Source organism: Streptomyces sp. NPDC093149 (genome assembly GCF_044754145.1).
Classification (GTDB): domain Bacteria; phylum Actinomycetota; class Actinomycetes; order Streptomycetales; family Streptomycetaceae; genus Streptomyces.
Genome location: NZ_JBIVON010000019.1, coordinates 76,018 through 97,672, shown reverse-complemented (window position 1 = coordinate 97,672; position 21,655 = coordinate 76,018). Strand labels below are relative to the sequence as shown.

Sequence of the window (21,655 nt, the reverse complement as noted above, 5' to 3'; positions counted from 1 at the left end):
GCACCAGCGAGGTGACGACCGGCAGGAAGAACACCGAACGGAAGAACCTCGCGCCGCGGAACGCACGGCGGGTGATCAGCGCCAGCGACACCGACGCGATCAGCGTGCCCGGCACCGCGAGCACGGTGTACAGAACGGTGACCTTCAGCGCCTGCCAGAACAGCGGATCGGCCCACAGCCGACGGAAGTTGGCGGTACCGGTGAAATGCCCGCCGCCGGTGAGCGTGTAGTCGGTGAAGCTCATCAGCACTCCGGCCACGGCGGGGCCGAAGCGGAAGGCCAGGAAGAGCAGCAGGCAGGGGAGGACGAAGAGCAGACCGATGCGGGCCTCATGGCGCGCCAGCGGCCCGCTGCGGCGACCTGGGCGGGTGGGTTCCGCGACGACTGCCACGGTGACCTCCTCTGTGCGGGGTCGGGGTGCGGGGTGCAGGGAGCGGGGAGCGGTGGTCCCCCGTCCGCCGGGCGTGTGGTTCGGCGGACGGGCGGGGGCGCCGGGGTCAGCGACCGAGCAGCGGACCGGCCGCCTTGGCAGCGTCGTCGAGGGCCTGCCGGGGAGACTTCTTGCCGAGCATCGCGGCCTGGATCTCCGGGGCGAGGACGCCCATCACCTCACGGGACTTCTCTTCCAGCGGCCCGGCCTCCATGGCCGGGAGTGTGTCGGCGACGGCGGTGAGGATCTTGTCGTCGGTATAGAGGTTCCCGGCGGAGGTGCGGGCCGGGAAGGTACCGGACTGCTTCTGCAGTCCGGCGGCGTTCTTGGCCTCGGCGACGAACGAGATCCACTCTCCGGCCGCCTTGACGTCGGCCCCCTTGAGCATGGACAGCGCCCCGACCGTGCCGTACCCGACCGATGCCGTCTCCTTCAGCGGCGGCTGGACTGCGATGTTCTCCTTGCCCCAGAACGGCTCGACGTCCGCCGGGGTGTTCTGCCAGGTACAGGCGACCTTGCCCCGGGCGACCGGGGTCTGTTCCACCTTCGGCGTGGTGGTGACCAGGTCCTTGTCGGTGTAGCCGCGGTCGGCGAATTCCTTGAGGTAGGTCAGCGCCTTGACGCCGGCGGCGCTGTTGAAGGCGGGCTTCGAGCCGTCCTTGGAGAAGACGTCCCCGCCGGCCTGCCACAGCAACGGGTAGAAGGTCATATTGAGGGTCTGCTGGGTGTCACCGCTGTAGCTGGTGGCGTAGTACCCCTCCTTCTTCAGCTTCGGAGCGAGGCCGGCCAATTCGTCCCAGGTGGTGGGGTATTCGCTCTCGCCGATGGCCTTGAAGACGCGCTTGTCGCAGATGAGCGGGTTGGCGCTGGTGAGGACGGGGGTGCCGAGCACCTTGCTGTCGACGGTCACAGAGTCAAGGGCGAACTTGGTGTAGTCCGCCTTGGCCTTGGCCGGCATGTACTGGTCCGCGGGCACGATGCTCCGCTCGTACTTCGGCAGTTGGTCCGGGATGAGGTAGACGACGTCCGGCCCCTTTCCCGCGCCGATGGCGGTGGCGAGTGCGGTGTCGCGGTTGGCCCACGGGTAGGTCTCGACCTTCACCTCGGTCCCGGTGTGCTTCTTCTCGAACTCCTTGACCAGGCCGTCCCAGTAAGCCTTGTTCTTGGCCTCGTCGAAGATGACCGGGTAGGTCCACATGGTGATGGTCCTGCTGCCGTCCCCGGTCCCGGATCCGCAGCCGGCGAGGACGGTGGTGGCGAGGGCAGCTGAGAGCAGCGGCACGGTGACGGCACGGGGTCTCGGCCGGCGACGGGCGATACGGAACATGAGCGGGAACCTCCTGGGGATGAGCGGGGAACGGTGTTGCTCGTCAGCGCACCGGGACGCTCTGTACGGAGCCGGTGAGGCGGGCGCGTTCGGCGGCGAAGGCCGCCAGATGGCTGCCGAGCGTGGCCTTGGTGCCGGAGCGGACCGCGGCCGGGTCGCCGGTGGCGACGGCGTGGACGAAGGCATCGACCAACGCCGTGTCTCCGCCGCCGTGTCCCTCGGCGGCGTTGGAACCGCTCGTGTCGACCTCGTGGACGGTGACCTCGTCGGTGCGGAAGTCGTGGACGGTGACGCGCTTGCCGTCGCCGCGCAGCCAGCCGTGCGAGCCGAAGATCCGTGTCTGGCGGTCGGTCTGTTCGGTGAAAGCGACCATGGTGAACGTCGCGGTCATGCCGCCGGACAGCTGCATGGCGAGGACCTGGTGGTCGACCACGTCGTTGTCGACGCGGTACGCGCACAGGCCGTACGGGCCTTCGCGTAGCGCGGTCAGCAACTCGGTCTCGTCCGTGGAGTCCGTGACGTGGGTGACCGGCCAGACGGAGCCGTGCTCGCGCAGCGTCGGCACGTACAGCTTGAGTGCGGAGTAGGGGCAGCCGTCCTCGACGGCGCAGTCCAGGCAGCGCTCCGCGGCACCGGCCGGGGCGTTCTCGGGCCGGAAATGCTTGAGCCCGCCGAAGCTGGCGACCTGCTCGATGCGCTCCCCGGTGACGTAGGAGATCCAGTCCAGGTCGTGGCAGGACTTGGCGAGCAGCATCGGCGAGGACGCCTGCTCACTGCGCCAGGGCCCGCGGACGTAGGAGTGCGCGTAGTGCCACCAGCCGACGGGCTCCAGGTGCTCGACGCTGACGAGTTCGCCCAGCACGCCCGAGCCGACAACCTCCTTCACCAGGTCGGTGTAGGGGGTGTAGCGCAGGACATGGCAGACGGCGAAGAGCACGCCCGCCTTCTCCACGCCCTCGATGAGGGTGCGTGTCTCGGCCTCGCTGGGCGCCAGTGGCTTCTCGGCGAGGATCGCGTACCCGGCCCGCGCCAGCGCCAGGACGGGCTCGACGTGATTGCGGTCCTGGGTGGCGACGATGACGGCGTCGGCGATGGCGTCCCCCTCGACGAGCGGCCGCCAGTCGTCGAACTCGAGCTCCGCCCCGGCCGCGGCGCGGGCCGCCGGCCGGGGATCGGCCACGGCCACGAGGCGGGCGCGTTCGGGGTGGGCTTTGATCCACGCGGCATAGGTGAGGCCACGGTTGCCGGCGCCGACGAGAGCCACGCGGACGGGCCGATCGGATATCGGAAGGTGCATGGACATTCCCAAGAGCTCCCTGGAGGTGAAGGAGAGGCACACGACGGACAAGGCGTAGGTGGGGCCGGGAGGCGTCTCCCGCGGCGATGCCTGGACGCGGAGCAGCCGTCAACGGTTACCGGGTACGGAGAGCTGACAGGGGCCGGCTGCGGATGCATACGGCGCGTACCGGGGCCGCCTGAAAGCCGGAAGGCGTACCGTGCAGTGGTCTCTGCGATCCGGAACACGCGCTGCCCGGGTCGTTGACGGGAGGTCCGGAACGGCCGTTCACGGGCTCGCCTCCGTGGGCCGCCGGTTGTGCGCGAGATACGTCGTCTCGACGTGCTCGACGGCTCGCCAGATCGCACCGAGCGCGACCCGGTCGTCGCCGAGCGAGGACGGCTGGAGATCGGGGACCCGGATGCACAGCGGCTCCAGACGATCACGGAGGCGGGGAAGCAGGACGTCGGCGGACTGGGCCAGTCCCCCACCCAGCACGACCCGTTGCGGGTCGACGGTCAGCACCATGGCCGCGAGGCCGAGGGCCACGTCGCTGGCGTAGCGGTCGACGGCGCGCACGGCGACGGTGTCGCCCCGGCGGGCAGCGGCCAGCACATGGGCAGCGGCGTTCCGCGGGGGTACGTCGGGCGGGACGGCGGGACAACATGCCAGGCGGGTGGCGGCGGTCGCCCAGGGCGTGACGGGGAAGCTGCCGATCTCGCCCGCCGCGCCGCCGTATCCCCGGTGCACCCGGCCGCCGATGATCAGCGCCGCGCTGAGGCCGAGACCGGCGTGGATGTAGACGGCGTCCTCGATGTCCCGTGCCGCACCGAGGCGTTGCTCGGCGAGTGCGGCCAGCCGGGTGTCGTTGTCCACCAGGACCGCCCCGGCGCAGCGTTCGTCCAGGTGCTCGGCGAGCCGTACGCCGGTCCAGTCGGCGGCCGCTCCCGCGAGTACGACGTCTCCCTCCGGGCCGACGACGCCGGTGGTGCCGGCGCTGATCGTCCAGATCCGGTGGGAGTCGATTCCCGCGTCGTCCAGGCACTCGGTCATCACGTCGCCGATGGCGGCAAGCCGGTCGGCGCGCCGGATGTCCGGCGGCACCGTTCGGCGGGCCGTGGTGACGACTGTGCCGCACAGGTCGGCGAGCACGGCGAGGACGCTGTGGGCGCCGATGTCCAGCCCGAAGACGTAACCGGACTCGGCCCGGAACCGGTATCGGCGGGCCGGCCGCCCCACCGAGCCGGGCGCGGGCGGGACTTCGGCCGCCCACCCCTGGTCGGCCAGCTCGGTGGCGAGGTCCTCCGCCGAGGCGCGGGAGAGACCGGTGAGCGTGGCCAGCTCGGTCAGCGTCACCGGCGCGCCGGCACTTCTCAGTGCCCGCAGCGCGCCGAACGCGTTGAGCCGACGCAGCTGCGCCAAGTCACCGCCGACGGGTCGGGATGCGTCCATGTAGTCCTCTTGACGTCGTTTCAGCCGTAGGGATTAATCAGAGAGTCCACGAAAATATTGCGATGGTCAAGCGTCATGTGGACGCTGAGGTCGCTAAAGTCCGCGAACAGAACGCCTACTTATGAGGAAGACTCTCATAACCTGGAAGGACCACGGTGCCCCGAAATCGCCTTAGACCGCTCCTCATCCTGCTGCTCGCCCTGACCGTTCTGGTCGCGGGTCCTGCACCCTTGGCCGCGGCCCGGGGAGGTGGCGGCACCAGTAGATCGGCACTGGACCGGACGTGGTTCGGTCCCGAGGCCGACCTCGGCGTCCAGCAGGAAACGGTCTCCATCAACGACGCCGTCGTGGGCACGGAGGACGGCCGGCCCACGATGTACGCGACGGTCTCCGCCGAGAACGCGATCTTCAACGTCATCGACATCCGGGACAACCGGCTGCTGCGCTCGTTCACGCTGCCCGGCGTGCAGCAGTCCTGGCGGCATGCGATCGGCCCCGACGGTACCGTCTACATCGCCGCCATCACCGGCGGCCAGACGGGAGAGCTGTGGAGCTACAGCCCGGCCGACAAGGAAGTGCGCAAGCTCGGCACCGTTCCGGGCGAGAAGTCGCTGTGGTCGATGACCACGGACCCGAAGGGCAACGTCTGGATCGGCACCTTCCCCAACGGCAAGGTGTTCAGATACGACCCGCAGGGCAAGGACTTCCACGACTACGGGCAGATGGTGCCCGGCCAGCAGTACGTGCGCTCCATCGCCTACCACGACGGATCCGTCTACGCGGGCGTGGGCTCCGTCGGTGACGTCATCCGGCTCGACACCGCCACCGGTACGAAGACGAAGATCTCCGACCAGGTCCCGGCGCTCCTCGGAGTGGAGCCCCAGAAGGTGCCCTTCGCCTACGACATGGCAGTCGTCGACGGCTGGCTGTTCGTCAAGTTCGCCGACCCGCAGATGAAGCTGCTCTTCTACGACCTCGACGCCGGCAAGTGGAGCGACAAGTCCGTCGGCAAGAACACGCCTTCGGACACGGGGGCCTTCTCCTTCAACCAGCTTCAGTCGCGGGACGGGAAGGTGTACGTCACCAACAACCGCGAGCTGTACGAGATCGACACGGCGACGCTGGAGTCCCGCTCGACCGGAATCGCCTTCGGTACCTCGCTGCGCGGTGCCGCCTGGATACCGCTCGATGATCCGGACCTCCCCGGGACCTCGCTCGTCACCCTGCAGTCGGGCGGCAGGATCACCGCTTTCGACATCGCGTCACGGCGGAGCAAGGCGCTGCCCTCGGTGGTGCAGGGCGCGCCGAACCCGCTGCACAACCTGGAGGCGGCGCCGGACGGCACGCTGTTCATGAGCGGCTACCCCGGCGGCACCGGGTCCCGCTTCGACCCGCGCACCGGCCGCACCACCCGCTTCCCGATGGGCCAGGCCGAGGGCATGGCGGGCCTGGGCGACACGATGTACTTCGGCATCTACCCCGGAGGCATCATCTCCTCGGCGAAGCTGGACGAGGCGACCCCGGCCGTCTCCGAGAAGTTCCGTCTCGGCTCCGAACAGGACCGGCCGTACGTGATGAAGGCCCACGCCGGCAAGCTGCTCATCGGCTCCATCCCCGACTACGGCAGGCTCGGCGGCGCGCTGACCATCTACGACCCCGACGACGGGGAGAAGAAGACCTACCCCGACATCGTCCACAACCAGAGCGTCGCCGGGCTCGCCCAGCGCGGCGGACGGATCTACGGCTCCACCACCGTCTACGGCGGTCTGGGGACCGACGCCACCGAGTCCGAGGCCAAGATGTTCGTCTGGGGTGTCGCCGGCGAACGCAAGATCAAGGAGTTCACCCTCGACCTCCCCGGCCTCGACAGCCCGAAGATGATCAGCGGTCTCAGCTTCGGCCGCGACGGCCTGCTGTGGGGCGCGGCCGACGGATTCCTGTTCGCAATGGACCCGGACACCCTCCAGGTCGTCAAGTACAAGAATGTCTACCCCGAGGTGAAGAACTACGGCATGTGGCGGCCGGTCTACCTCCGCTGGGGCGCCGACGGCCTGCTGTACACCACCCTGGCCAGCAAGCTCACCGTTGTGGACCCCAAGACCATGGACCACGTGACACTCGGCGACTACGACGAGGAGGTCGCCTTCATGACCCTGGCCCGGGACGCCGACGGCCACGAGAACGTCTACTTCCTCGGCAAGACGGCGGAGTCCCGGCTGCGGATGATCCCGGTGCGCCACGGCCTGACCGGCGCCGTGGCCGTCGACAACGCCGGCTTCGAGGTGGCGCCGCGGGGCGACGGCGCCGTCCCAGGGTGGCAGGGCGGTGGCACCCTGTTCGCCCTCTCCCAAGAGCGGGCGTACACCGGCAGACGCAGCATGAAGATCGTCGATGCGGCCCAAAGCGGCCCCGAGGCGTCGGCGGAGCTGACCAGTGAGCCGGTGCCGGCTGCCGCGGGGGCGTACTACCGGGCTCGTGCCAAGGTATACATCGAGGACGGAAGCACCGACGATTCGGTGCTGCTGCTGAGCTTCCTCGACGGGGCCGGCCAGCCGGTCGGCCGGACGGCGAGCGCACCGCTCCGCGGCGCGGACCAGCGGCGCTGGATTGACGCGCAGGCGAGTGGTACGGCTCCGCCTGGTACGGCGTCGGTCCGCGTCTCGCTGTACTCGTCCGCGTGGAACCTCATGACCGGATACGTCGACGCGGTGAGCCTTCAACAGACCAGGCGCGGGTGACACCCACGCGCGGACACCGGGCCACGGCGACCGTACGCCGTGGCCCGGTGTCATCGATGCGGCGCTCGGCCCTCGCCGTCGAACTCGCACCGCACGGCATCACCGCCGGCACCCTCGCACTCGGCACGGTCCGGACCCCGATCGACGGCGCGTTCCCCTTCGACCGCGACGAGTTCGAGACGGCCTACCGGGAGCGTATTCCGCTCGGCTGCTCCTCGGTGCCCGACGAGAACGTGGGCGCGCTGCCGCTGCTCGCCTCGGACGCCGGGGCGCGTACATCAAGGGGCCCGGATCATCGTGGACGGCGTGCTCGCCGAACAGATGCACCGGATGCGCTTCATCTGCCCCGCCGCGTACGCGGCGTACGACACTCAGCTCTGCCACCCGTTGGTGACCGGGTCAGCACAGAAGGAGACTTGACGCCATGACACACACCTTGCGCACCCTCGTCCCGGCCGACGAGGCAGCCGTGCACGCGCTATGGGCGATCTGCTTCGACGCCCCGCACCTCCCGGCGCTGCACGCCCTGGACCCCGACCGCCACCGTCGGACCTTCGTGGCCGCGCGCGGTGACACGGTCGACGCCGTCGTCTGCTACGTGCCGCGGCAGCTCCGCGACGCCCACGGCCGGGTCGAACGGGTGGGCGGTATCGGCAATGTCGCCACCCGCCCCGAGGCACGGGGCCAGGGCCTGGTTCGCCGACTGCTCACCATTGCCGCCGAGGCCATGACCGCCGAGTCCTGCGCATGGTCCCTGCTGTTCACGGCCACTCCCGGGGTCTACGAGCGCTCGGGCTGGACCGGCTTCCGCACCTCCTGGGCCGAGGGCCCGCTCGCCACTGCCGACCCACCCGAGCCCCGCTTCCGCATCCGTGCGGCCACCCCGACCGACGCCCCGCGGCTGGCAGAACTGCACGCCGGATTCAACGCCGCACGCCCACTCACCGCGGTGCGGACGGCCGACGACTGGATCCACCGCGTGCCCGCCTGGTACGGCCCCGGCGCCGAATGGCTGATCGCCGAGGACAACGGGGGGACGGCGGTCGGCTACACCGTGACCCGGCACATCGGCGAGGCCGTCGAGGTCCGCGAGTGCGCGGTGACGGAAGCCGCACCGGCGGCCCTCGGTGAGTTGCTCGCTGCGGTGGCCCGCCGGGCCCGTGCGGCGGGCGCCGCAGTCGGCCGGGCCCACCTCCCCGAGGACCCAGCCGTCCGCGCTGCCCTGCCCCGGCTCCTCGCCCAGGGTCAGGCCCGGGAGCGGACGCAGACGGTGGGTATGGCCCGCTCTCTCCTTGCCCCGCCGGAGGCGATACGCGCCACCTTGCAGGCCACGGGAGCAACCCACTGGCATGGCGACTCGTTCTGAGCCAGCAGTCCCAGGGCCCGATGCGTTTGCCTGCCGTCCACTCAGCAGGGCACATCACCGGGACCTCGGCCAGAACCGGGCGCACTTCGACCTGAGCCCCGCGGGTTCACGGAAACCGACCGACGCACTCGTCGATCAGCCCCACTCCGGCCTGCCGGCCCTACGCCTGCCGAAAACCTCATCCGCCCAGTTCAGGCCGCATGCTGGTACTCGTGGAGGGTGTGGCCCAGGCGGTCGCGTCGCCGTATGTCGAGGCGGGCCATCTGGTCCGGATCGGTGATCGGCGCCGGCAAGGGACGCAGTGGGCGGGCGTTGGCGATGCCCTGGTGGGGTCGGTGGGAGTTGTGGAACTGTTCGAACTCGCGCAGGACGTGGAGCAGATGCCGCCGGTTCCAGATCAAGGTCCGGTCCAACAGCTCGCGCCGGCAGGTCTGCACCCATCTCTCCATGATTGGGTTCATGCGGGGCATGCGGACTCCGGTGAGCACGACCTCAATGCCCGCACCGTTGAGGATCGCGTCGAACAAGGCGGGGAATTCCCCGTCCCGGTCCCGGATCATGTGGCGCGCGTGGCGTCCCGCGTCCTCGAGGTCCATGACGAGGTTCTTCGCCGCCTGCGCCACCCAGGACGCGGTGGGATGCGCGGTGGCGCCCAGGATCCGGATCCGTCGGCTCGAGTGCTCGTGTCCTGCTCACGTGCGCGTCGTGTGAGCAGCCACGGCGTCGATGATTGCGGGCCAGAGTTCTCGTGGTCGGTCGTGGCCCATGTCGGCGAGCAGGAGCAGTTCCGCGCCGGGCACGAGTTCGGCTGTTCGCTTCCCTCCGCTCGGGTCGATGAGGGTGTCGTCGAGGCCGTGGATCACGAGGGTCGGGACGGTGAGGGAGGTAAGTGCTTCGGCGCGCGATCCTCCGAGGATCATCGCTCCGAGCTGACGGCCTGTGCCCGCTGGGTAGTACGCGCGGTCGTAGCTACGGGCGGCGAGTTCTCGGATGCCGTCGATATCGGTGTAACGCCGGGACGCCCAGATGGCTTCTTTCTCGGATGCGTTGATGTATCCGGCACGGTCTGCGGGCTTGGGGCCGAACAGCACCTGCTGGGCTGCGGGGCTGGGTTGTCCGTATTCGGACTCGCCGGTGGAGGACATCATCGAGGTCAGGGTGAGGCACCTCTCGGGGTGGGTGATTGCCATGGTCTGAGCGATCATCCCGCCCATCGACGAGCCGAAGATGTGGGCGCGAGTGATGCCCATGGCGGTGAGCAGGCCCAGGCCGTCGTCGGCCATGTCCTGCAGCGTGTAGGGGATCATCGCTTGAGCAGCGGGGATGTCGCCGGCGCTCACGGTCTCGATGAACCGCGTCATGTCGACCGGATGGGCGTCGAACTTGGTGGACAGGCCGCTGTCGCGGTTGTCGTAGCGGATCACGTAGCGCCCTCGCGTGGCGAGCATGTGGCAGAAATCCTCGTGCCAGGAGATCATCTGGGCTCCGAAGCCCATGACCAGCAGGACGGGTGGATCGGCGGGGTCGCCGAAGGTGTCGTAGGCGACAGAAGCCCCAGAAGGGACGTCGGCGATGGGCACGCTTACTCCTCGTGAACGTGGTGTTGGTCGCGTCGCCCTTGGGGATGGGGGCGTTTGATCTTTACGTCGTCCAAGCAGGTCGTGGTGGTTCTCAGGTGCTTGAACGGGATCTTTTCGGATGTCAGGTAGTCGATTGCCATGACCTCGGCCTCCACTGCGGCGAGTTCGTCGGCCTCGACAGCGGTGTCCGCGTCGGCTTCGATGCGACAGCGGAACGTGAATCTGGTCAGGGTCGGTGTATACGTGAAGGTTCCGTCCTCGGTGAAGGCCGCGAACTGCAGGTCATGCTCGCGCTGCTCGGCGAGCAGTCGTGCGCGGAGCGGCTGTTCGAGCCCGTCGAACCGGCCTGTCACCTGAGCTCTGTATGTCCTCACTGTCATGTATGCCCTACCTTTGTGAGTTGCTGTGTGGCTGCTTTGTTCGTTCTGCTGCCTGGGTGCGGGATGGAAGTGAGCGGCGCGGGCGCCTGCGCTGTGCGCTGATCTCCGGGCGTGTCGATACGGCCCGCGTCCGTTCGCGGTGGCCAACAATCACCGTCCCGTGTGTCCGGCGGAGCGTGTCGTTACTGCCCTGGGCCGTTGAAGAACGGTGCCATCGTGAATCCCGTCCCCACTCCCAGCAGGCCCAGGGCGGTTGGCATCGAGGCGATCTTGATGTTGTCGTCGGCCAAGGTGCATGCGTGCGAAGCCACCGGAGCCGGCCATGGTCATCGCCTGGCCGGGGAACATCGGTCGGCGACCGGGTCGAAGCTGACCGCAACCGTCAAGATCTCCGACTGTGTCAGGCTCGGGCGGAGCGGGCCTCGGTCAGTTCCTCCGGCTGCGGCCGGCCGGAGGAGCCGGCCGGGGCGAGCGGCCGGGCGCGGCCGAGCAGCACGGCGACCAGGACGGCGGTGGCGGCGAGCGCGCCCGCTCCGCTGAGCACGGCGACGTGTATGCCGTCGAGGAAGGCGCCGTCCACCGCCGCCTGGACCGGCCCGGGCAGCGCGGGCACCGTACCGTCGGACCCGTAGGACGCGCCGGCCGGGGCGTCCGCGATCGAGCCGAGATCCTTGGGCGCGACACCGAGGCCGCGCAGGGCGGAGGTCAGCGAGTCGCTCATCCGGTTGGTCAGGACGGCGCCGAGCACGGCGATCCCGAGTACGCCGCCGAGTTCGCGCAGGGTGTTGATGGTTGCCGAGGCCATCCCCATCTGCGCCGGGGAGACCCGCTGCATCACTCCGATCGACACCGGGGTGAAGGTCATGCCCATCCCCAGGCCCATCGCGAACAGCGTCCACACATAGGCCGGGTAGTGGGCGTTGTCGCCGTACAGCGACAGGCCCCCGAGGCCCACCGCGCACAGTGCCAGGCCGAACACCAGCGGCAGCCGCGGACCGTACACGGCGGTCAGCCGGCCGGCCAGTGGTGCGGCGATCACCAGCATCGCGGTCATCGGCAGCCCCGCGTAGCCCGCGGCGGCCGGGGACCAGCCGAGCACGCCCTGCATCATCAGCGGCAGGAAGAACGATGCGCCGAACATCCCGAAGCTGACCATGAACCCGCTGAGCATCGCGCCGACGAGCGGGCCGTCACGGAACAGCCTCAGCTCCAGCATCGGCTCGGCGAGACGCAGTTCGAGCAGCAGGAAGGCGACCAGCAGCACGGCGGCCGCGGCTCCGCAGCCCAGCACCCGGGTGTCGGTCCAGCCCCGGGAGGGGCCCTCGATCAGCGCGTAGACCATCAGGGCCAGGCCGGCGGCGGACAGCGCGAGGCCGGCCAGGTCGATCCGGCGCGGCCGCGCGGCGATGTCCGGCAGGACGCAGGCGGCCAGCAGCAGTCCGGCCACGCCGATCGGCACGTTGATCCAGAACACACTGGCCCAGCCGAGGTGTTCGACCATCGGGCCGCCGAGCACCGGGCCGACCGACAGACCGAGCGCGGAGACCCCGGACCAGGTGCCGATCGCCTTGGCGCGCTCGCGTTCGTCGGTGAAGACGTGCCGCAGCAGGGTGAGGCTGCCGGGGGTGAGCAGCGCGGCCCCGACGCCCTGGAGCATCCGGGCACCGACCAGCACGCCGATCGACCCGGCCAGGGCGGCCACTGCGGAGCCGACCGTGAACAGGCCGAGGCCGAGCCGGAACACCCGGGTGCGGCCGTAGCGGTCGCCGAGCGCACCACCGGTCAGCACCAGAGCGGCGTAGACCAGGCTGTAGCCCTCGACGACCCACTGCAGGCCGCTGATGCCGGCGTCCAGGTCCTGCCCGATGCGGGGCAGGGCGTTGTTGACGATGACGTTGTCCACCATGGACATGAACATGGTGATGCAGAGCGTGAGCAACGCGAGCCGCTTGCGGCGTGGACTCAACTCCTCCATGGATTCCCTCCTGACTCCGAGGTCCCTAACGGCGTTAGGGGCGCTTTCGGCAGTCACAGATTGCACCTAACGGTGTTAGATTGCAAATGGGATTCCCGGAGTCCCCCACGACACCGCTAGGAGGCGTCCACACAGCCATGCCGGAGAACGACACCGCCGCACCGGCGGACCATGCCGGAACACCCGCCGTGACCAGGGAAGCCCTCGCCCAGGCGGCACTACGCGTACTGGAACGGGACGGCCTGGCCGGACTGTCGATGCGCAAGGTCGCCGCCGAGGTCGGCGTCAAGGCGGCCTCGCTGTACTGGCACGTCCGCAACAAGGAGGAATTGCTCGACCTGCTCAACGACGCCATCATGGCCTCGGCCGAGCCGCCGCCCCGCGAGGGCGACTGGCGGGCCCAGCTGAGCGGCTACTGCTGGCGCTACCGTCGACTGCTGAACGACAACCGCGATGCCGTCAAGATCATCGCCGGCCGCTTCGCCCCGGGTCCGCACCAGTTCCAGCTGCTCGAGGACCAGCTGGACCGGCTGCGCGCGGCCGGATTCTCCGATGAGCACGCCGCCCTGGCCTCCTACCTGCTCAGCTCCTTCGTCCAGGGTTTCGTGCTGCAGGAGCAGTCGCCGATGTCGGCCGCCCACTCCGGCGGCGCCAGCCGCCTGGACGTCGTCGCCGAGGTCCGGGACCGCTTCCGCGCCCTGCCTGTCGGCGTCTTCCCCAACCTGGTCGAGCTGGCCGGGGACCTCACCGAGCCGAACTTCGACGCCCGCTTCAGGTTCTGCGTCGAGCGCATCCTGGACGGCCTGGCGGCCCTGCTGCCACAGGACCGGCACTGACGGCTCGGCGAGGAGGCTCGCCCGGCACCCGGCCGCACGTTCCCGGGGAGTCGCCGATGACCGAGCCGTATTCCTCCGACGCGCCGTACGCACAGGGCCTGCTGGACGTCGGCGACGGGCAGCGGATCCGCTTCCCTTGGTCCGAGCGTGGCCATTGCCGTGTACGGTCAGCGCCCACGTCGGACTGGCCGGCCCATGGCGACCGCTCCCCCATATGTCGTCGAAGCCGGGCCGGTTCCACGGTCAGACCGCGAAGCCACCGTCCACCGCCAGCTCCGCGCCCGTGACGTATCGGGCGCTCTCGCCGGCCAGGTATGAGACGGCGTCCGCGACCTCCGCCGCCGTGCCGTAGCGGCCGAGCGCGGTGAAGCCGCGCTGGAAGTCGGCGGAATCGCCGTCGCCCGGGTTCATGTCGGTGTCGATCGGGCCCGGGTGGACCAGATTGACGGTGATCCCGTGCGGGCCGAGCTCCCGGGCCATGCCCTTGGTGAAGCCGATCATCGCGGCCTTGCTGGTCGCGTAGAGCGCGCTTCCGCCGAAGGCCACGCGCTGGGCGATGCAGCTGCCGATGCTCACGATCCGTCCACCCTCGACCAGGTACTGCAGCGCCGCCTGGGCATAGAGGTAGGGCGCGCGAACGTTCACCGCAAGCACCCGGTCGATCTGGTCGCATGTCACCGCCTCGATCGGCCCGACGGCGCCGACACCCGCGTTGTTCACCAGGATGTCCAGCCGCCCGAACCGCTCGGCGACCGCCGCCACCGCGCCGCGCACCGCCTCCGGGTCTGCGCTGTCCGCGCGGACGGCCCAGCCGCTCCGCCCCATCGCGGCGATCTTGGCGACCACCTCCTCGGCCAACTCGGCCGAGCCCTGGTAGGTCAGCGCCACGTCTGCGCCGTCCTCGGCCAGCCGCAGCGCGACCGCCGCCCCGATCCCCCGGCCGCCGCCGGTCACCAGCGCCACCTTGCCGTCGAGCGTCGTCGCACCGTTCATCGTCATCTCCGTAGAACTCCTTGTTCCGGTCTTGGACACGCTCAATCCAAGACCGGAACGCCCTGCGGGTCCGGCGGTATTCAGACGTCACGTTCAATCTTCAACAATGGGGGCGGGGCGGCCATGGAACCCTGGGTTCTCGAGCCCTGCGCTCGACCGACTCGCACGCTCGGTGCCCGACGCCCGCGACTCCCTCACCGCCTGCGGCGTCAAGCTCTCGCTCGGCGGCACCCTCTACGACCCCACCGACCCAATGGGCCAGATGTTCTTCAACATCCCGGCCACGTTCGCCGAGTTCGAGGTCGACCTACTGCGCATGCGCACCCGCGAAGGAATGGCGGTGGCGCGGGCCAAGGGCAAACTCAAGGGGAAGCAGCCCGAGTTCACCGCCTGCCAGCAGAGCCACCTGGTGCAGCAGCACCAGTCCGGCGAGCACACCATCGCCGTCCTCGCCGAACTCTGCTCCGTCAGCCGCGCCACTGTCTACCGCGTCCTTGAACACCACCGGAACGCACCCGCGCCTTCGACCTCCAGCGGGCAGTGACGTGTTGCCCTACGTCTACCGGGTCACCAAGTACGACCCCGCCGACCGCGATCAGCACGGCCACTACGCCGGCACCGAGCCCGCGACCAGCGACCACGGACCGGTGGAAGCCGCCTACCTGCACGCCGTTGCCGCCTTCGCCGGGGACACCGGCGTCGACCAACTGGCCATCCGCGAGCCGCAGCTCAGTGGCTTCGCCCACTTCGGCCTGGAGCCACCGGTCGACGACCACGGCCTGGCCAACCTGTTCCCGGCGGGCCCCACCGGTTTCCACGACGGCGCGCTGGTGCCGATCGCCGTCGGCCTGGAACTCGTCCGGGCCATGCTCCGCGACAGCGGCGCCTGGTGCCGCCTTGAGACGGAGGGAGCGCTCGCGGTGCACGTCGGCTGGGACCAGTACCTCTACGTCGGCAGCAGTCGGCCCTGCGAAGCGGCGCCGGCCCGCACCCGCTCGCTCGGCCTGTTCCCGGAACGCCTGGACGCATCGCCGTACGACTTCGCCCCCGACGACCCCACGTACGTGCAGCGCCCGGCCGACGCCGACTTCTGGGCCCGGCTGCAGTACAAGCCCGGTGCCGAGCCAGATGAGTCGACCCTGCACATCGTCTGCGCGCTCGGACCCAACCGCGGCTCATGGACGGCACCGCTGGACGCGCTTCGTCCGACATCTGGGGACGACACCGCCACCGTCAGACACTGCTCTCAGAGCCTGATGGGCCTGAAAGAGCCGGGCGGCTGTTCGCCCTGGAGAGACTCCCGGCACTCCACTACGAACCGCTTCACCAGCTCGTAGTACCGGATCAACCGCTGCTCCTCCTCAAGGCTGTGCTGGATCGAGAGCGACCCACCTGCTCTCGCGGCCTCCACGACCGACCGGTCCGGGGCGCTCACGTTCCTGAGAAGCTCCGCGAGCCGTACCAACGGGTCGGGGGCCTCAAGCTCCATCGCCCGATAGGCCTCAGTCACGGCCTCCGCCGCCTCCACCCACAGATCGACCTTCGCCGCATCGACCTGCCCGTCATCGTTCACCGCGACGCGCATCTGCTCATAGCAAGCCCGGCAAGAGGCAGTGAACTGGATGTACAAGTCTCGGCGAATCTGACGAAGCCACTGCTCGTGTGCAGCTGCGTTCTGACGGTCCACCTGGTAGCGGGCTCCACGAAAGGCGATCCACGCAGCCAGTGATGCCCCAGCAGCACCGATGAAACCTCCACCAAGAGCCCCAATGAGCCCGGAAAGTCCAGCATCCACAGCAGGCAGCCTAGAACGGAACCCCGTACCAAGGGACCGGAAGTGAGGCGGTGGCGTAACAGCCCCGTGGCGCCGAGCGCCCGCGACGCGAACGACCGCCGCGGCCGGCCCGCCGATCGTCCGTTGAAGCGAGGAGCGCATCATGCCGGTGGAAGAAGGCTTGATCGAGCAGAGGAGCCAGGCCGGGGCGGGCGAGCCTGTCCGCACGGGTCGACGCAATCGTGTGCGGCCCGACGGCGAGATCGTGGCCGACCCGGGGCGAGGGCTGTTCTGGGGGAACCGGGGCCCGCGGCTCGGCGCCGCCGGCCAGCCGACCCGCAAGCCGTCGACGCGGGCCTGGGTCTGCTGTGTGCTGGATTTCAAGGGCTGGCGGCGGGTTCAGTGGCAGCCGGGCAAGCTGACGGAGCTGTACTTCCTCGACGAGGCCACGGCCTTCGCCGCCGGCCACCGGCCGTGCGGGCTGTGCCGCGTCCCGGACTACCGGCGGTTTCAGCGGAGCTGGGCCGACGCCCTGGGAGACGGCCTGCCCGGCGCGCCGGAGATGGACCGCAGGCTGCAGGCGGACCGGCGAACGCCCGAGGGGCGGCAGCGCACCTTTCAGGCGGTGGCCGGCGACCTGCCGGACGGAGCGTTCATCCGCCCGGACGGCGAGATCGGGCTGATGCGGCAGGGGCGCCGGCGGCCCTGGTCGATGGCCGGGTACGGCGCAACGCAGGCGATCGCCTCGGACCTTCAAGTGGAAGTGCTCACCCCCGAGGTGACGGTGCGGGTGCCGGCCACCGGGTACGTACCTGTCCTGCACCCGTCCGTTGGATGAACGGAACCGGCTCCGGCTGCGGCCCGCGCCGGGAAGGCTCCCACCGGATCGGTTGCTGCCGCATCCCGCCGGGAGGCGTGGCCGTGCCCAGGCTGCACCGTCCCGAGGTCTGCCTGCGCGATCGTCCCGGGTGACCGCCGCCCGGGATGTGCCGGTAGCACCGCGTCGCCGGTAGGTCGAGGTCTGTTCCCCGGCAGGTGAATTCGGATCTCACATTCACGGCATCCGCACCGTCTTCCAGGTGAGATGGCCGGTGGAGAAGGCGGCCGTGCGCGGCGAAGGTCCGAAGGCCGAGCGGAGACTGCCGGGCCCGGAGGGGCCAGGGCCGGCCGCGACCGGCCGGCTGCTTTGAGATTTCGAACACATCGGTTCGGAATCAAGGTCTACGACAGGGCGAGTATGAGGGAGCCGTTCGAGAAGGCGGTCGAGCAGCACGGCGCGACCGTGTTGCGGGTGTGTCGAGCGCTGTTGGGGACGCATGACGCCGACGACGCCTGGTCGGAGACGTTTCTGGCGGCGATGCGGGCCTGGCCGGGGCTGTCGGAGACGGCGAACGTGGAGGCGTGGCTGGTGACGATCGCCCGGCGCAAGGCGATCGACGTGCTGCGCGTCGCCGGTCGCCAGCCGCTGCCGGTCGAGGAATTGCCGGAGGCGCCCAGCCCGTTGGGTGTGCCGGGCGCCGACGACCGGGAGTTGTGGGAGGTCGTGGGGCGTCTTCCGGGCAAGCAGCGGCAGGCGGTCACGTTCCGCTATCTGGCCGGGATGTCGTACGACGAGATCGCGGCGGTCCTGGGCGGGAACACCGCGGCGGCGCGGCGTGCCGCGGCGGACGGTCTGAAGAATCTACGAAAACACTATCCGGGCGCGACCACGAGAGGAGCATCCACATGAGCGGCACCCGATCCCCTGATGACGTCCTGAGCGTGCTGTCGGCTCCTGTCGACGCCGAGACCTTGGCCCGGCTGCACCGCCGGCTGGAGGCCGAGGCCCAGGCCGCCGCGCTGGTCGACATCGCCTACACCGTCGTCGACTCTCCGGTCGGCCGGCTGTTGCTGGCCGCCACCGGCCGGGGCCTGATCCGCGTCGCCTACGCGGTCGAGGACCACGACAAGGTCCTGCAGACCCTGGCCGACAAGGTCAGCCCGCGCATCCTGCACGCCCCCGGCCGACTGGACACGGCCGCCCGAGAGATGGACGAGTACTTCGAACGGTGTCGGCAGGCGTTCGACCTGCCGCTGGACCTGTCTCTGTCCAAGGGCTTCCGGCAGCTGGTCCAGCAGCATCTGCCGCAGATCGGCTACGGCCAGACCCGCAGCTACCGCCAGGTCGCCGAGCTCGTCGGCAGCCCCAAGGCGGTGCGGGCGGTCGGCACGGCGTGCGCGACCAACCCGCTGCCGGTGGTCGTCCCCTGCCACCGGGTGCTGCGCACCGACGGCACCCTCGGCGGCTACATCGGCGGCCTGGAAGCCAAGACCGCACTGCTGGAACTGGAGGCCGCGGCATGACCGTCACCACCGTCGTCGAAGCCAGGGCGAAGATGAAGAAGTCGACTCCCGGCGCGGACGCCGCCGCCGGAGCCGGGCCGCGCGCCGGCCGGGTCGAGACCCGCCCCGCATCCACCCCGACACCGCCCCGGCCGGCTGCGCTCCGACCGCCGGCCGCGTCAGCATCACCTTGCGCATGACCGGCCTGGCCGACTCCCCGGGGAAACCCGCACCCCGATGAACACGACCGCCCCAGACGCCGCACCCCCAGGGAGTCCATGCACGCCTCGTGATCCCGCGCATCCACGTCCTTCGAGAATCCGGCCCTGGCCGCAGCCTTCGGCGGCCTCGCCGTCCTGCCCGGCCGGTCGCGGCCGGAATACGTCTCACGTTTCAGGGCACCCGCGCGTCTTCACTACGGGACAGGCAGCACCTTGCAGGCAGGAGATCAAAATGGACGTCCGACACGCCTATGTGGACAGCCCGGTGGGGCCGCTCCTGGTCGTCGCCGGTAACGACGCGCTGGTGGGACTGTACTTCCAGGGTTACCGGTACACGCCCCCGCCCTCGGCATGGGGCCGCCGCGCCGACACATCGGCCGATCCGGTCCTGGCACAGGCGCACAGCGAGCTCGGCGAGTATTTCGCCGGAAAGCGGCAGGTGTTCGACGTTCCGGCGGTGACGAACGGCGACGAGTTCCAGGAGCAGGTCTGGGCGCAGCTGCGGGAGATCCCGTACGGCAAGCGGATCACCTACGGCGACATCGCGGTCGAGCTGGGGAGCAAAGGATTCGCGCAGTCCGTGGGCCAGGCCGTGGGGCGCAACCCGGTGAGTATCGTCATCCCCTGCCACCGGGTGGTGGGCGCGGGCGGCAAACTCACCGGATTCGGCGGCGGGCTCGAACGCAAACAGACCCTGCTGGACCTCGAGGAGCCGGCCGAGACACGGGCCGGACGACTGTTCTAGCCGCGCCTCCCCTTCTGTGTGCGGCGCTGGCGGCGCCGCACAGCCACCGAAGCTTGGTATCGGTGTTCCGGTCGTGGACTGTGACCGGAAAACAGCTCTTAAAGACTTTTTGTCCCGGCACCTCACGTTTACAGGCCGGGGCGCGTCTCCCAGATGTGGCCGAGATTCGGTCCGGAAGGAGAACGACAAATGTCCGACATCCGAACCCAGCAGGAGCGTGCCGAGCTGTTCCGGAGCCTGCACGACGACTTCCTCGTGCTGCCCAACGCCTGGGATGCCGGCAGCGCCCGTCTTGCCACCGAGGCCGGCGCCACGGCCATCGCGACCTCCTCGGGCGCGCAGTCCTGGTCGCAGGGCGTCGCCGACGGCCGCTCGCTGGCCGAGGCGGACGTGCTGACGAACCTGGAACGCATCGTGGCGGCCACCGACCTGCCGGTCAGCGCCGACGTCGAGAATGCCTACGCCGACAGTGCCGGCGACCTGCGCGCGACGATCGCGCAATTCCTGGCCACCGGCATCGTCGGCATCAACCTGGAGGACTCCGGCGCCACCGATGGGCCGCTCTACGGCACCGCGGCCGCCACCGAGCGCATCGCGGCCGCCCGCGCGGCGGCCGACGACGCCGGCGTCGACCTGTTCATCAACGCCCGCACCGACGTGTTCCTCCTCGGCGTGGGCGACGAGGACGGCCGGCTGGCCGACGTCATCGCCCGCGGGAACGCCTACCGGGAAGCCGGCGCCTGCGGCCTGTTCGTCCCCGGCCTGCTCGACCTCGACGCGCTGGGCACGGTCGCGCGCGAGACCGGCCTGAAGGTCAACGCCATGTGGCTGCCCGGCGCCCCCGCCCCCGAGCAGCTGCGCGAGGCCGGTGTGTCCCGGTACTCCGCCGGCACGGCGATCGCCCAGGTCGCCTACACCGCCGCCGCCGACGCGGCCCGCGCGTTCCTTGCCGGACAGGACAAGGCCATGGCCGCGTCCATCAACTACTTCGCGTTCAACGACAAGTTCGCGAAGTAGCCCAGGCCGGGGCGGGCGGCCGGCGCCCGGGCCGCCCACCCCATCCACAGTTCAGCCCGCCACGCCTCGCGCGTGCGCCGCCCCCTCCGTGCTCGTAGGCCGGGGCCGTCCCGATCACCGTGATGCGGCACCCTGCCGCACCGGCGACCGCCGTTGCATCTCAGTCTCCAAGAACTCCAGGTGCTCGCGAGTTGCTGCCGGGTCGGCTGCCACCCGCGACCTGCTCGACAACCTGTTGGCCACCGCGCGCCTGCCTGAGCTGTCCGGACATGGCGCTGAGGTCGACGCCGGTCAGATCACAGCTTGCGTCCCACAGCCGTGCCGCAACGGAGGCGTCGGCCAGGTGGTTCCACACCGGTTCGCGTCGGGGCTCGCCGCGCAGTCCGAAGACGCGCGGTCCCCACAGCTGGCCTCCGCACACGGCCGGGTCGAGCACCGCCCGGACCGCGGGCCACGCGCCGGCGTGCTTGCCCTGGACGAGGAGGGCCGCAGGTGCCGCGCTCAGCCGCGCGCCGGTAGTCCGCACATGGACCGGTGGCCGCGACGGGGTGAGGGAGTCCAGCGCGCCGCCGGGATGGACCACCACGCTCGCCACCGTGCTGCCGGCATCACGCAGGCGGCGATCGAGTTCGACGCCGAAGTGCATCTGTGCCAACTTGGAGCGTCCATAGGCGCGCTTGGGCTGGTAGTCCTTCCGGGACTGCAGGTCGTCCAGGTCGAGCCGCTCGGACTTCGCCGCGAAGCTGCCCATGGTCACAACGCGGGCCGCCGGCGCAGCCGACAGCAGCGGCATCAGCCACTGGGTCAAGACGAAGTGCCCGAGGTGGTTCGTGCCGAACATGAGCTCGTGACCGTCCCTGGTCTCCCTGCGCGGCGGGTCGTCGAGCGCGACGCCGGCGTTGTGGACCACCGCGTCAAGGCGTTCCACCTCCATTGATTCCACCGCTGTTTCGAGCGACGAGAGGTCGGCGAGGTCCAGCCGTACGGCCCGCACCCGTGCACCGGGGACACGCGCACGGATCGAGGCCGTGGCGACCTCGGCCTTGGCGGGACTCCGGCTGCCGAGTACGACGGTGGCTCCGGTTGCCGCCAACTGCTCGGCGACGAAGTACCCGATGCCGGCGTTGCCGCCGGTGACCAGGAAGAAGCGGCCATCGGCACCCGGCAGTCGTTGGACATTCCAGGGCGGGGTGGGCGACATGGCGACGGGACTCCCTTGCTGT

21 protein-coding genes are annotated in these 21,655 nt (G+C 70.1%); 10 read left to right on the top strand and 11 right to left on the bottom strand.

The genetic code is table 11. From position 1 onward, the window contains the following. The 4 genes from ACIQCZ_RS35985 to ACIQCZ_RS35970 all read right to left on the bottom strand — a co-directional run. On the bottom strand, nucleotides 1-391 hold a 391-nt coding region (locus ACIQCZ_RS35985; RefSeq protein WP_402289141.1), incomplete at its 3' end, for a carbohydrate ABC transporter permease. Between the two features lie 106 nt (nucleotides 392-497). After that, a complete protein-coding gene (locus ACIQCZ_RS35980; protein WP_402289138.1) occupies nucleotides 498-1,757 on the bottom strand; it encodes an extracellular solute-binding protein in 1,260 nt (419 codons plus the stop codon). Between the two features lie 43 nt (nucleotides 1,758-1,800). After that, nucleotides 1,801-3,060, bottom strand: coding sequence for a Gfo/Idh/MocA family protein (locus ACIQCZ_RS35975; protein ID WP_402289136.1), 1,260 nt, complete (start codon nucleotides 3,058-3,060; stop codon nucleotides 1,801-1,803). Nucleotides 3,061-3,321: 261 nt separating this feature from the next. Continuing rightward, the gene (locus ACIQCZ_RS35970) at nucleotides 3,322-4,485 is read right to left on the bottom strand and encodes an ROK family protein (RefSeq protein WP_402289134.1); all 1,164 of its coding nucleotides are present in this window, start codon (nucleotides 4,483-4,485) and stop codon (nucleotides 3,322-3,324) included. A 155-nt stretch (nucleotides 4,486-4,640) separates the two neighbouring features. On the opposite strand from ACIQCZ_RS35970, the gene ACIQCZ_RS35965 reads away from it, so the two are divergent. Continuing rightward, entirely contained in the window at nucleotides 4,641-7,223 is a 2,583-nt protein-coding gene (locus tag ACIQCZ_RS35965; protein ID WP_402289131.1) for a hypothetical protein, read from the top strand. 424 nt (nucleotides 7,224-7,647) lie between these two features. Next, nucleotides 7,648-8,589 (top strand): GNAT family N-acetyltransferase, encoded by a 942-nt coding sequence (locus ACIQCZ_RS35960; protein WP_402289129.1) that lies wholly within the window; start codon nucleotides 7,648-7,650, stop codon nucleotides 8,587-8,589. Nucleotides 8,590-8,780: 191 nt separating this feature from the next. Here the strand turns inward: ACIQCZ_RS35960 and ACIQCZ_RS35955 are convergent, their stop codons facing one another. The 4 genes from ACIQCZ_RS35955 to ACIQCZ_RS35940 form a co-directional block, all read right to left on the bottom strand. Further along, a complete protein-coding gene (locus ACIQCZ_RS35955; protein WP_402289126.1) occupies nucleotides 8,781-9,185 on the bottom strand; it encodes an integrase core domain-containing protein in 405 nt (134 codons plus the stop codon). A 96-nt stretch (nucleotides 9,186-9,281) separates the two neighbouring features. Then, nucleotides 9,282-10,169: an alpha/beta fold hydrolase gene (locus ACIQCZ_RS35950; RefSeq protein WP_402289125.1), complete on the bottom strand. Its 888-nt coding sequence runs from the start codon at nucleotides 10,167-10,169 to the stop codon at nucleotides 9,282-9,284. Between the two features lie 2 nt (nucleotides 10,170-10,171). After that, on the bottom strand, nucleotides 10,172-10,549 hold the full coding sequence (locus ACIQCZ_RS35945; RefSeq protein WP_402289123.1) for a DUF6204 family protein: 378 nt from the start codon (nucleotides 10,547-10,549) through the stop codon (nucleotides 10,172-10,174). Nucleotides 10,550-10,949: 400 nt separating this feature from the next. After that, entirely contained in the window at nucleotides 10,950-12,524 is a 1,575-nt protein-coding gene (locus ACIQCZ_RS35940) for an MFS transporter (protein ID WP_402289120.1), read from the bottom strand. A 137-nt stretch (nucleotides 12,525-12,661) separates the two neighbouring features. Here ACIQCZ_RS35940 and ACIQCZ_RS35935 point away from each other — a divergent pair, with 137 nt between their 5' ends. Then, entirely contained in the window at nucleotides 12,662-13,360 is a 699-nt protein-coding gene (locus tag ACIQCZ_RS35935; protein ID WP_402289118.1) for a TetR/AcrR family transcriptional regulator, read from the top strand. A gap of 243 nt (nucleotides 13,361-13,603) precedes the next feature. Here the strand turns inward: ACIQCZ_RS35935 and ACIQCZ_RS35930 are convergent, their stop codons facing one another. Further along, complete coding sequence (locus ACIQCZ_RS35930; protein WP_402289115.1) at nucleotides 13,604-14,359, bottom strand: SDR family NAD(P)-dependent oxidoreductase; 756 nt, start codon at nucleotides 14,357-14,359, stop codon at nucleotides 13,604-13,606. Between the two features lie 100 nt (nucleotides 14,360-14,459). Here ACIQCZ_RS35930 and ACIQCZ_RS35925 point away from each other — a divergent pair, with 100 nt between their 5' ends. Continuing rightward, entirely contained in the window at nucleotides 14,460-14,897 is a 438-nt protein-coding gene (locus ACIQCZ_RS35925; RefSeq protein ID WP_402289112.1) for a recombinase family protein, read from the top strand. Between the two features lies 1 nt (nucleotide 14,898). Next, nucleotides 14,899-15,690 (top strand): hypothetical protein, encoded by a 792-nt coding sequence (locus ACIQCZ_RS35920; RefSeq protein WP_402289150.1) that lies wholly within the window; start codon nucleotides 14,899-14,901, stop codon nucleotides 15,688-15,690. On the opposite strand, the gene ACIQCZ_RS35915 is transcribed toward ACIQCZ_RS35920, so the two are convergent. Continuing rightward, on the bottom strand, nucleotides 15,600-16,040 hold the full coding sequence (locus ACIQCZ_RS35915) for a hypothetical protein (protein WP_402289110.1): 441 nt from the start codon (nucleotides 16,038-16,040) through the stop codon (nucleotides 15,600-15,602). The genes ACIQCZ_RS35920 and ACIQCZ_RS35915 overlap by 91 nt on opposite strands. A 250-nt stretch (nucleotides 16,041-16,290) precedes the next feature. On the opposite strand from ACIQCZ_RS35915, the gene ACIQCZ_RS35910 reads away from it, so the two are divergent. From ACIQCZ_RS35910 to ACIQCZ_RS35890, 5 genes are all read left to right on the top strand, one after another. Continuing rightward, nucleotides 16,291-16,965, top strand: a complete 675-nt coding sequence (locus ACIQCZ_RS35910) for a hypothetical protein (protein ID WP_402289107.1) — start codon at nucleotides 16,291-16,293, stop codon at nucleotides 16,963-16,965. 399 nt (nucleotides 16,966-17,364) lie between these two features. Continuing rightward, a complete protein-coding gene (locus ACIQCZ_RS35905) occupies nucleotides 17,365-17,856 on the top strand; it encodes an RNA polymerase sigma factor (protein ID WP_402289104.1) in 492 nt (163 codons plus the stop codon). Continuing rightward, nucleotides 17,853-18,470, top strand: coding sequence for a methylated-DNA--[protein]-cysteine S-methyltransferase (locus ACIQCZ_RS35900; RefSeq protein WP_402289102.1), 618 nt, complete (start codon nucleotides 17,853-17,855; stop codon nucleotides 18,468-18,470). Before ACIQCZ_RS35905 ends, ACIQCZ_RS35900 begins: the two co-directional genes overlap by 4 nt. Nucleotides 18,471-18,902: 432 nt before the next feature. Continuing rightward, a complete protein-coding gene (locus ACIQCZ_RS35895) occupies nucleotides 18,903-19,415 on the top strand; it encodes a methylated-DNA--[protein]-cysteine S-methyltransferase (protein ID WP_402289100.1) in 513 nt (170 codons plus the stop codon). Nucleotides 19,416-19,604: 189 nt separating this feature from the next. Then, nucleotides 19,605-20,432: an isocitrate lyase/phosphoenolpyruvate mutase family protein gene (locus ACIQCZ_RS35890; protein WP_402289098.1), complete on the top strand. Its 828-nt coding sequence runs from the start codon at nucleotides 19,605-19,607 to the stop codon at nucleotides 20,430-20,432. Between the two features lie 160 nt (nucleotides 20,433-20,592). On the opposite strand, the gene ACIQCZ_RS35885 is transcribed toward ACIQCZ_RS35890, so the two are convergent. Beyond that, nucleotides 20,593-21,633: an SDR family NAD(P)-dependent oxidoreductase gene (locus ACIQCZ_RS35885; protein WP_402289096.1), complete on the bottom strand. Its 1,041-nt coding sequence runs from the start codon at nucleotides 21,631-21,633 to the stop codon at nucleotides 20,593-20,595. Nucleotides 21,634-21,655: the final 22 nt, after the last annotated feature.

What these genes read in the sequence shown, in the direction of transcription:
- ACIQCZ_RS35980 (WP_402289138.1), bottom strand. Translation starts at nt 1,757, where the DNA reads ATGTTCCGTATCGCCCGTCGCCGGCCGAGACCCCGTGCCGTCACCGTG.
- ACIQCZ_RS35975 (WP_402289136.1), bottom strand. Translation starts at nt 3,060, where the DNA reads ATGTCCATGCACCTTCCGATATCCGATCGGCCCGTCCGCGTGGCTCTC.
- ACIQCZ_RS35970 (WP_402289134.1), bottom strand. Translation starts at nt 4,485, where the DNA reads ATGGACGCATCCCGACCCGTCGGCGGTGACTTGGCGCAGCTGCGTCGG.
- ACIQCZ_RS35960 (WP_402289129.1), top strand. Translation starts at nt 7,648, where the DNA reads ATGACACACACCTTGCGCACCCTCGTCCCGGCCGACGAGGCAGCCGTG.
- ACIQCZ_RS35955 (WP_402289126.1), bottom strand. Translation starts at nt 9,185, where the DNA reads ATGGACCTCGAGGACGCGGGACGCCACGCGCGCCACATGATCCGGGAC.
- ACIQCZ_RS35945 (WP_402289123.1), bottom strand. Translation starts at nt 10,549, where the DNA reads ATGACAGTGAGGACATACAGAGCTCAGGTGACAGGCCGGTTCGACGGG.
- ACIQCZ_RS35940 (WP_402289120.1), bottom strand. Translation starts at nt 12,524, where the DNA reads ATGGAGGAGTTGAGTCCACGCCGCAAGCGGCTCGCGTTGCTCACGCTC.
- ACIQCZ_RS35935 (WP_402289118.1), top strand. Translation starts at nt 12,662, where the DNA reads ATGCCGGAGAACGACACCGCCGCACCGGCGGACCATGCCGGAACACCC.
- ACIQCZ_RS35930 (WP_402289115.1), bottom strand. Translation starts at nt 14,359, where the DNA reads ATGACGATGAACGGTGCGACGACGCTCGACGGCAAGGTGGCGCTGGTG.
- ACIQCZ_RS35925 (WP_402289112.1), top strand. Translation starts at nt 14,460, where the DNA reads ATGGGGGCGGGGCGGCCATGGAACCCTGGGTTCTCGAGCCCTGCGCTC.
- ACIQCZ_RS35910 (WP_402289107.1), top strand. Translation starts at nt 16,291, where the DNA reads ATGCCGGTGGAAGAAGGCTTGATCGAGCAGAGGAGCCAGGCCGGGGCG.
- ACIQCZ_RS35905 (WP_402289104.1), top strand. Translation starts at nt 17,365, where the DNA reads ATGAGGGAGCCGTTCGAGAAGGCGGTCGAGCAGCACGGCGCGACCGTG.
- ACIQCZ_RS35900 (WP_402289102.1), top strand. Translation starts at nt 17,853, where the DNA reads ATGAGCGGCACCCGATCCCCTGATGACGTCCTGAGCGTGCTGTCGGCT.
- ACIQCZ_RS35895 (WP_402289100.1), top strand. Translation starts at nt 18,903, where the DNA reads ATGGACGTCCGACACGCCTATGTGGACAGCCCGGTGGGGCCGCTCCTG.
- ACIQCZ_RS35890 (WP_402289098.1), top strand. Translation starts at nt 19,605, where the DNA reads ATGTCCGACATCCGAACCCAGCAGGAGCGTGCCGAGCTGTTCCGGAGC.
- ACIQCZ_RS35885 (WP_402289096.1), bottom strand. Translation starts at nt 21,633, where the DNA reads ATGTCGCCCACCCCGCCCTGGAATGTCCAACGACTGCCGGGTGCCGAT.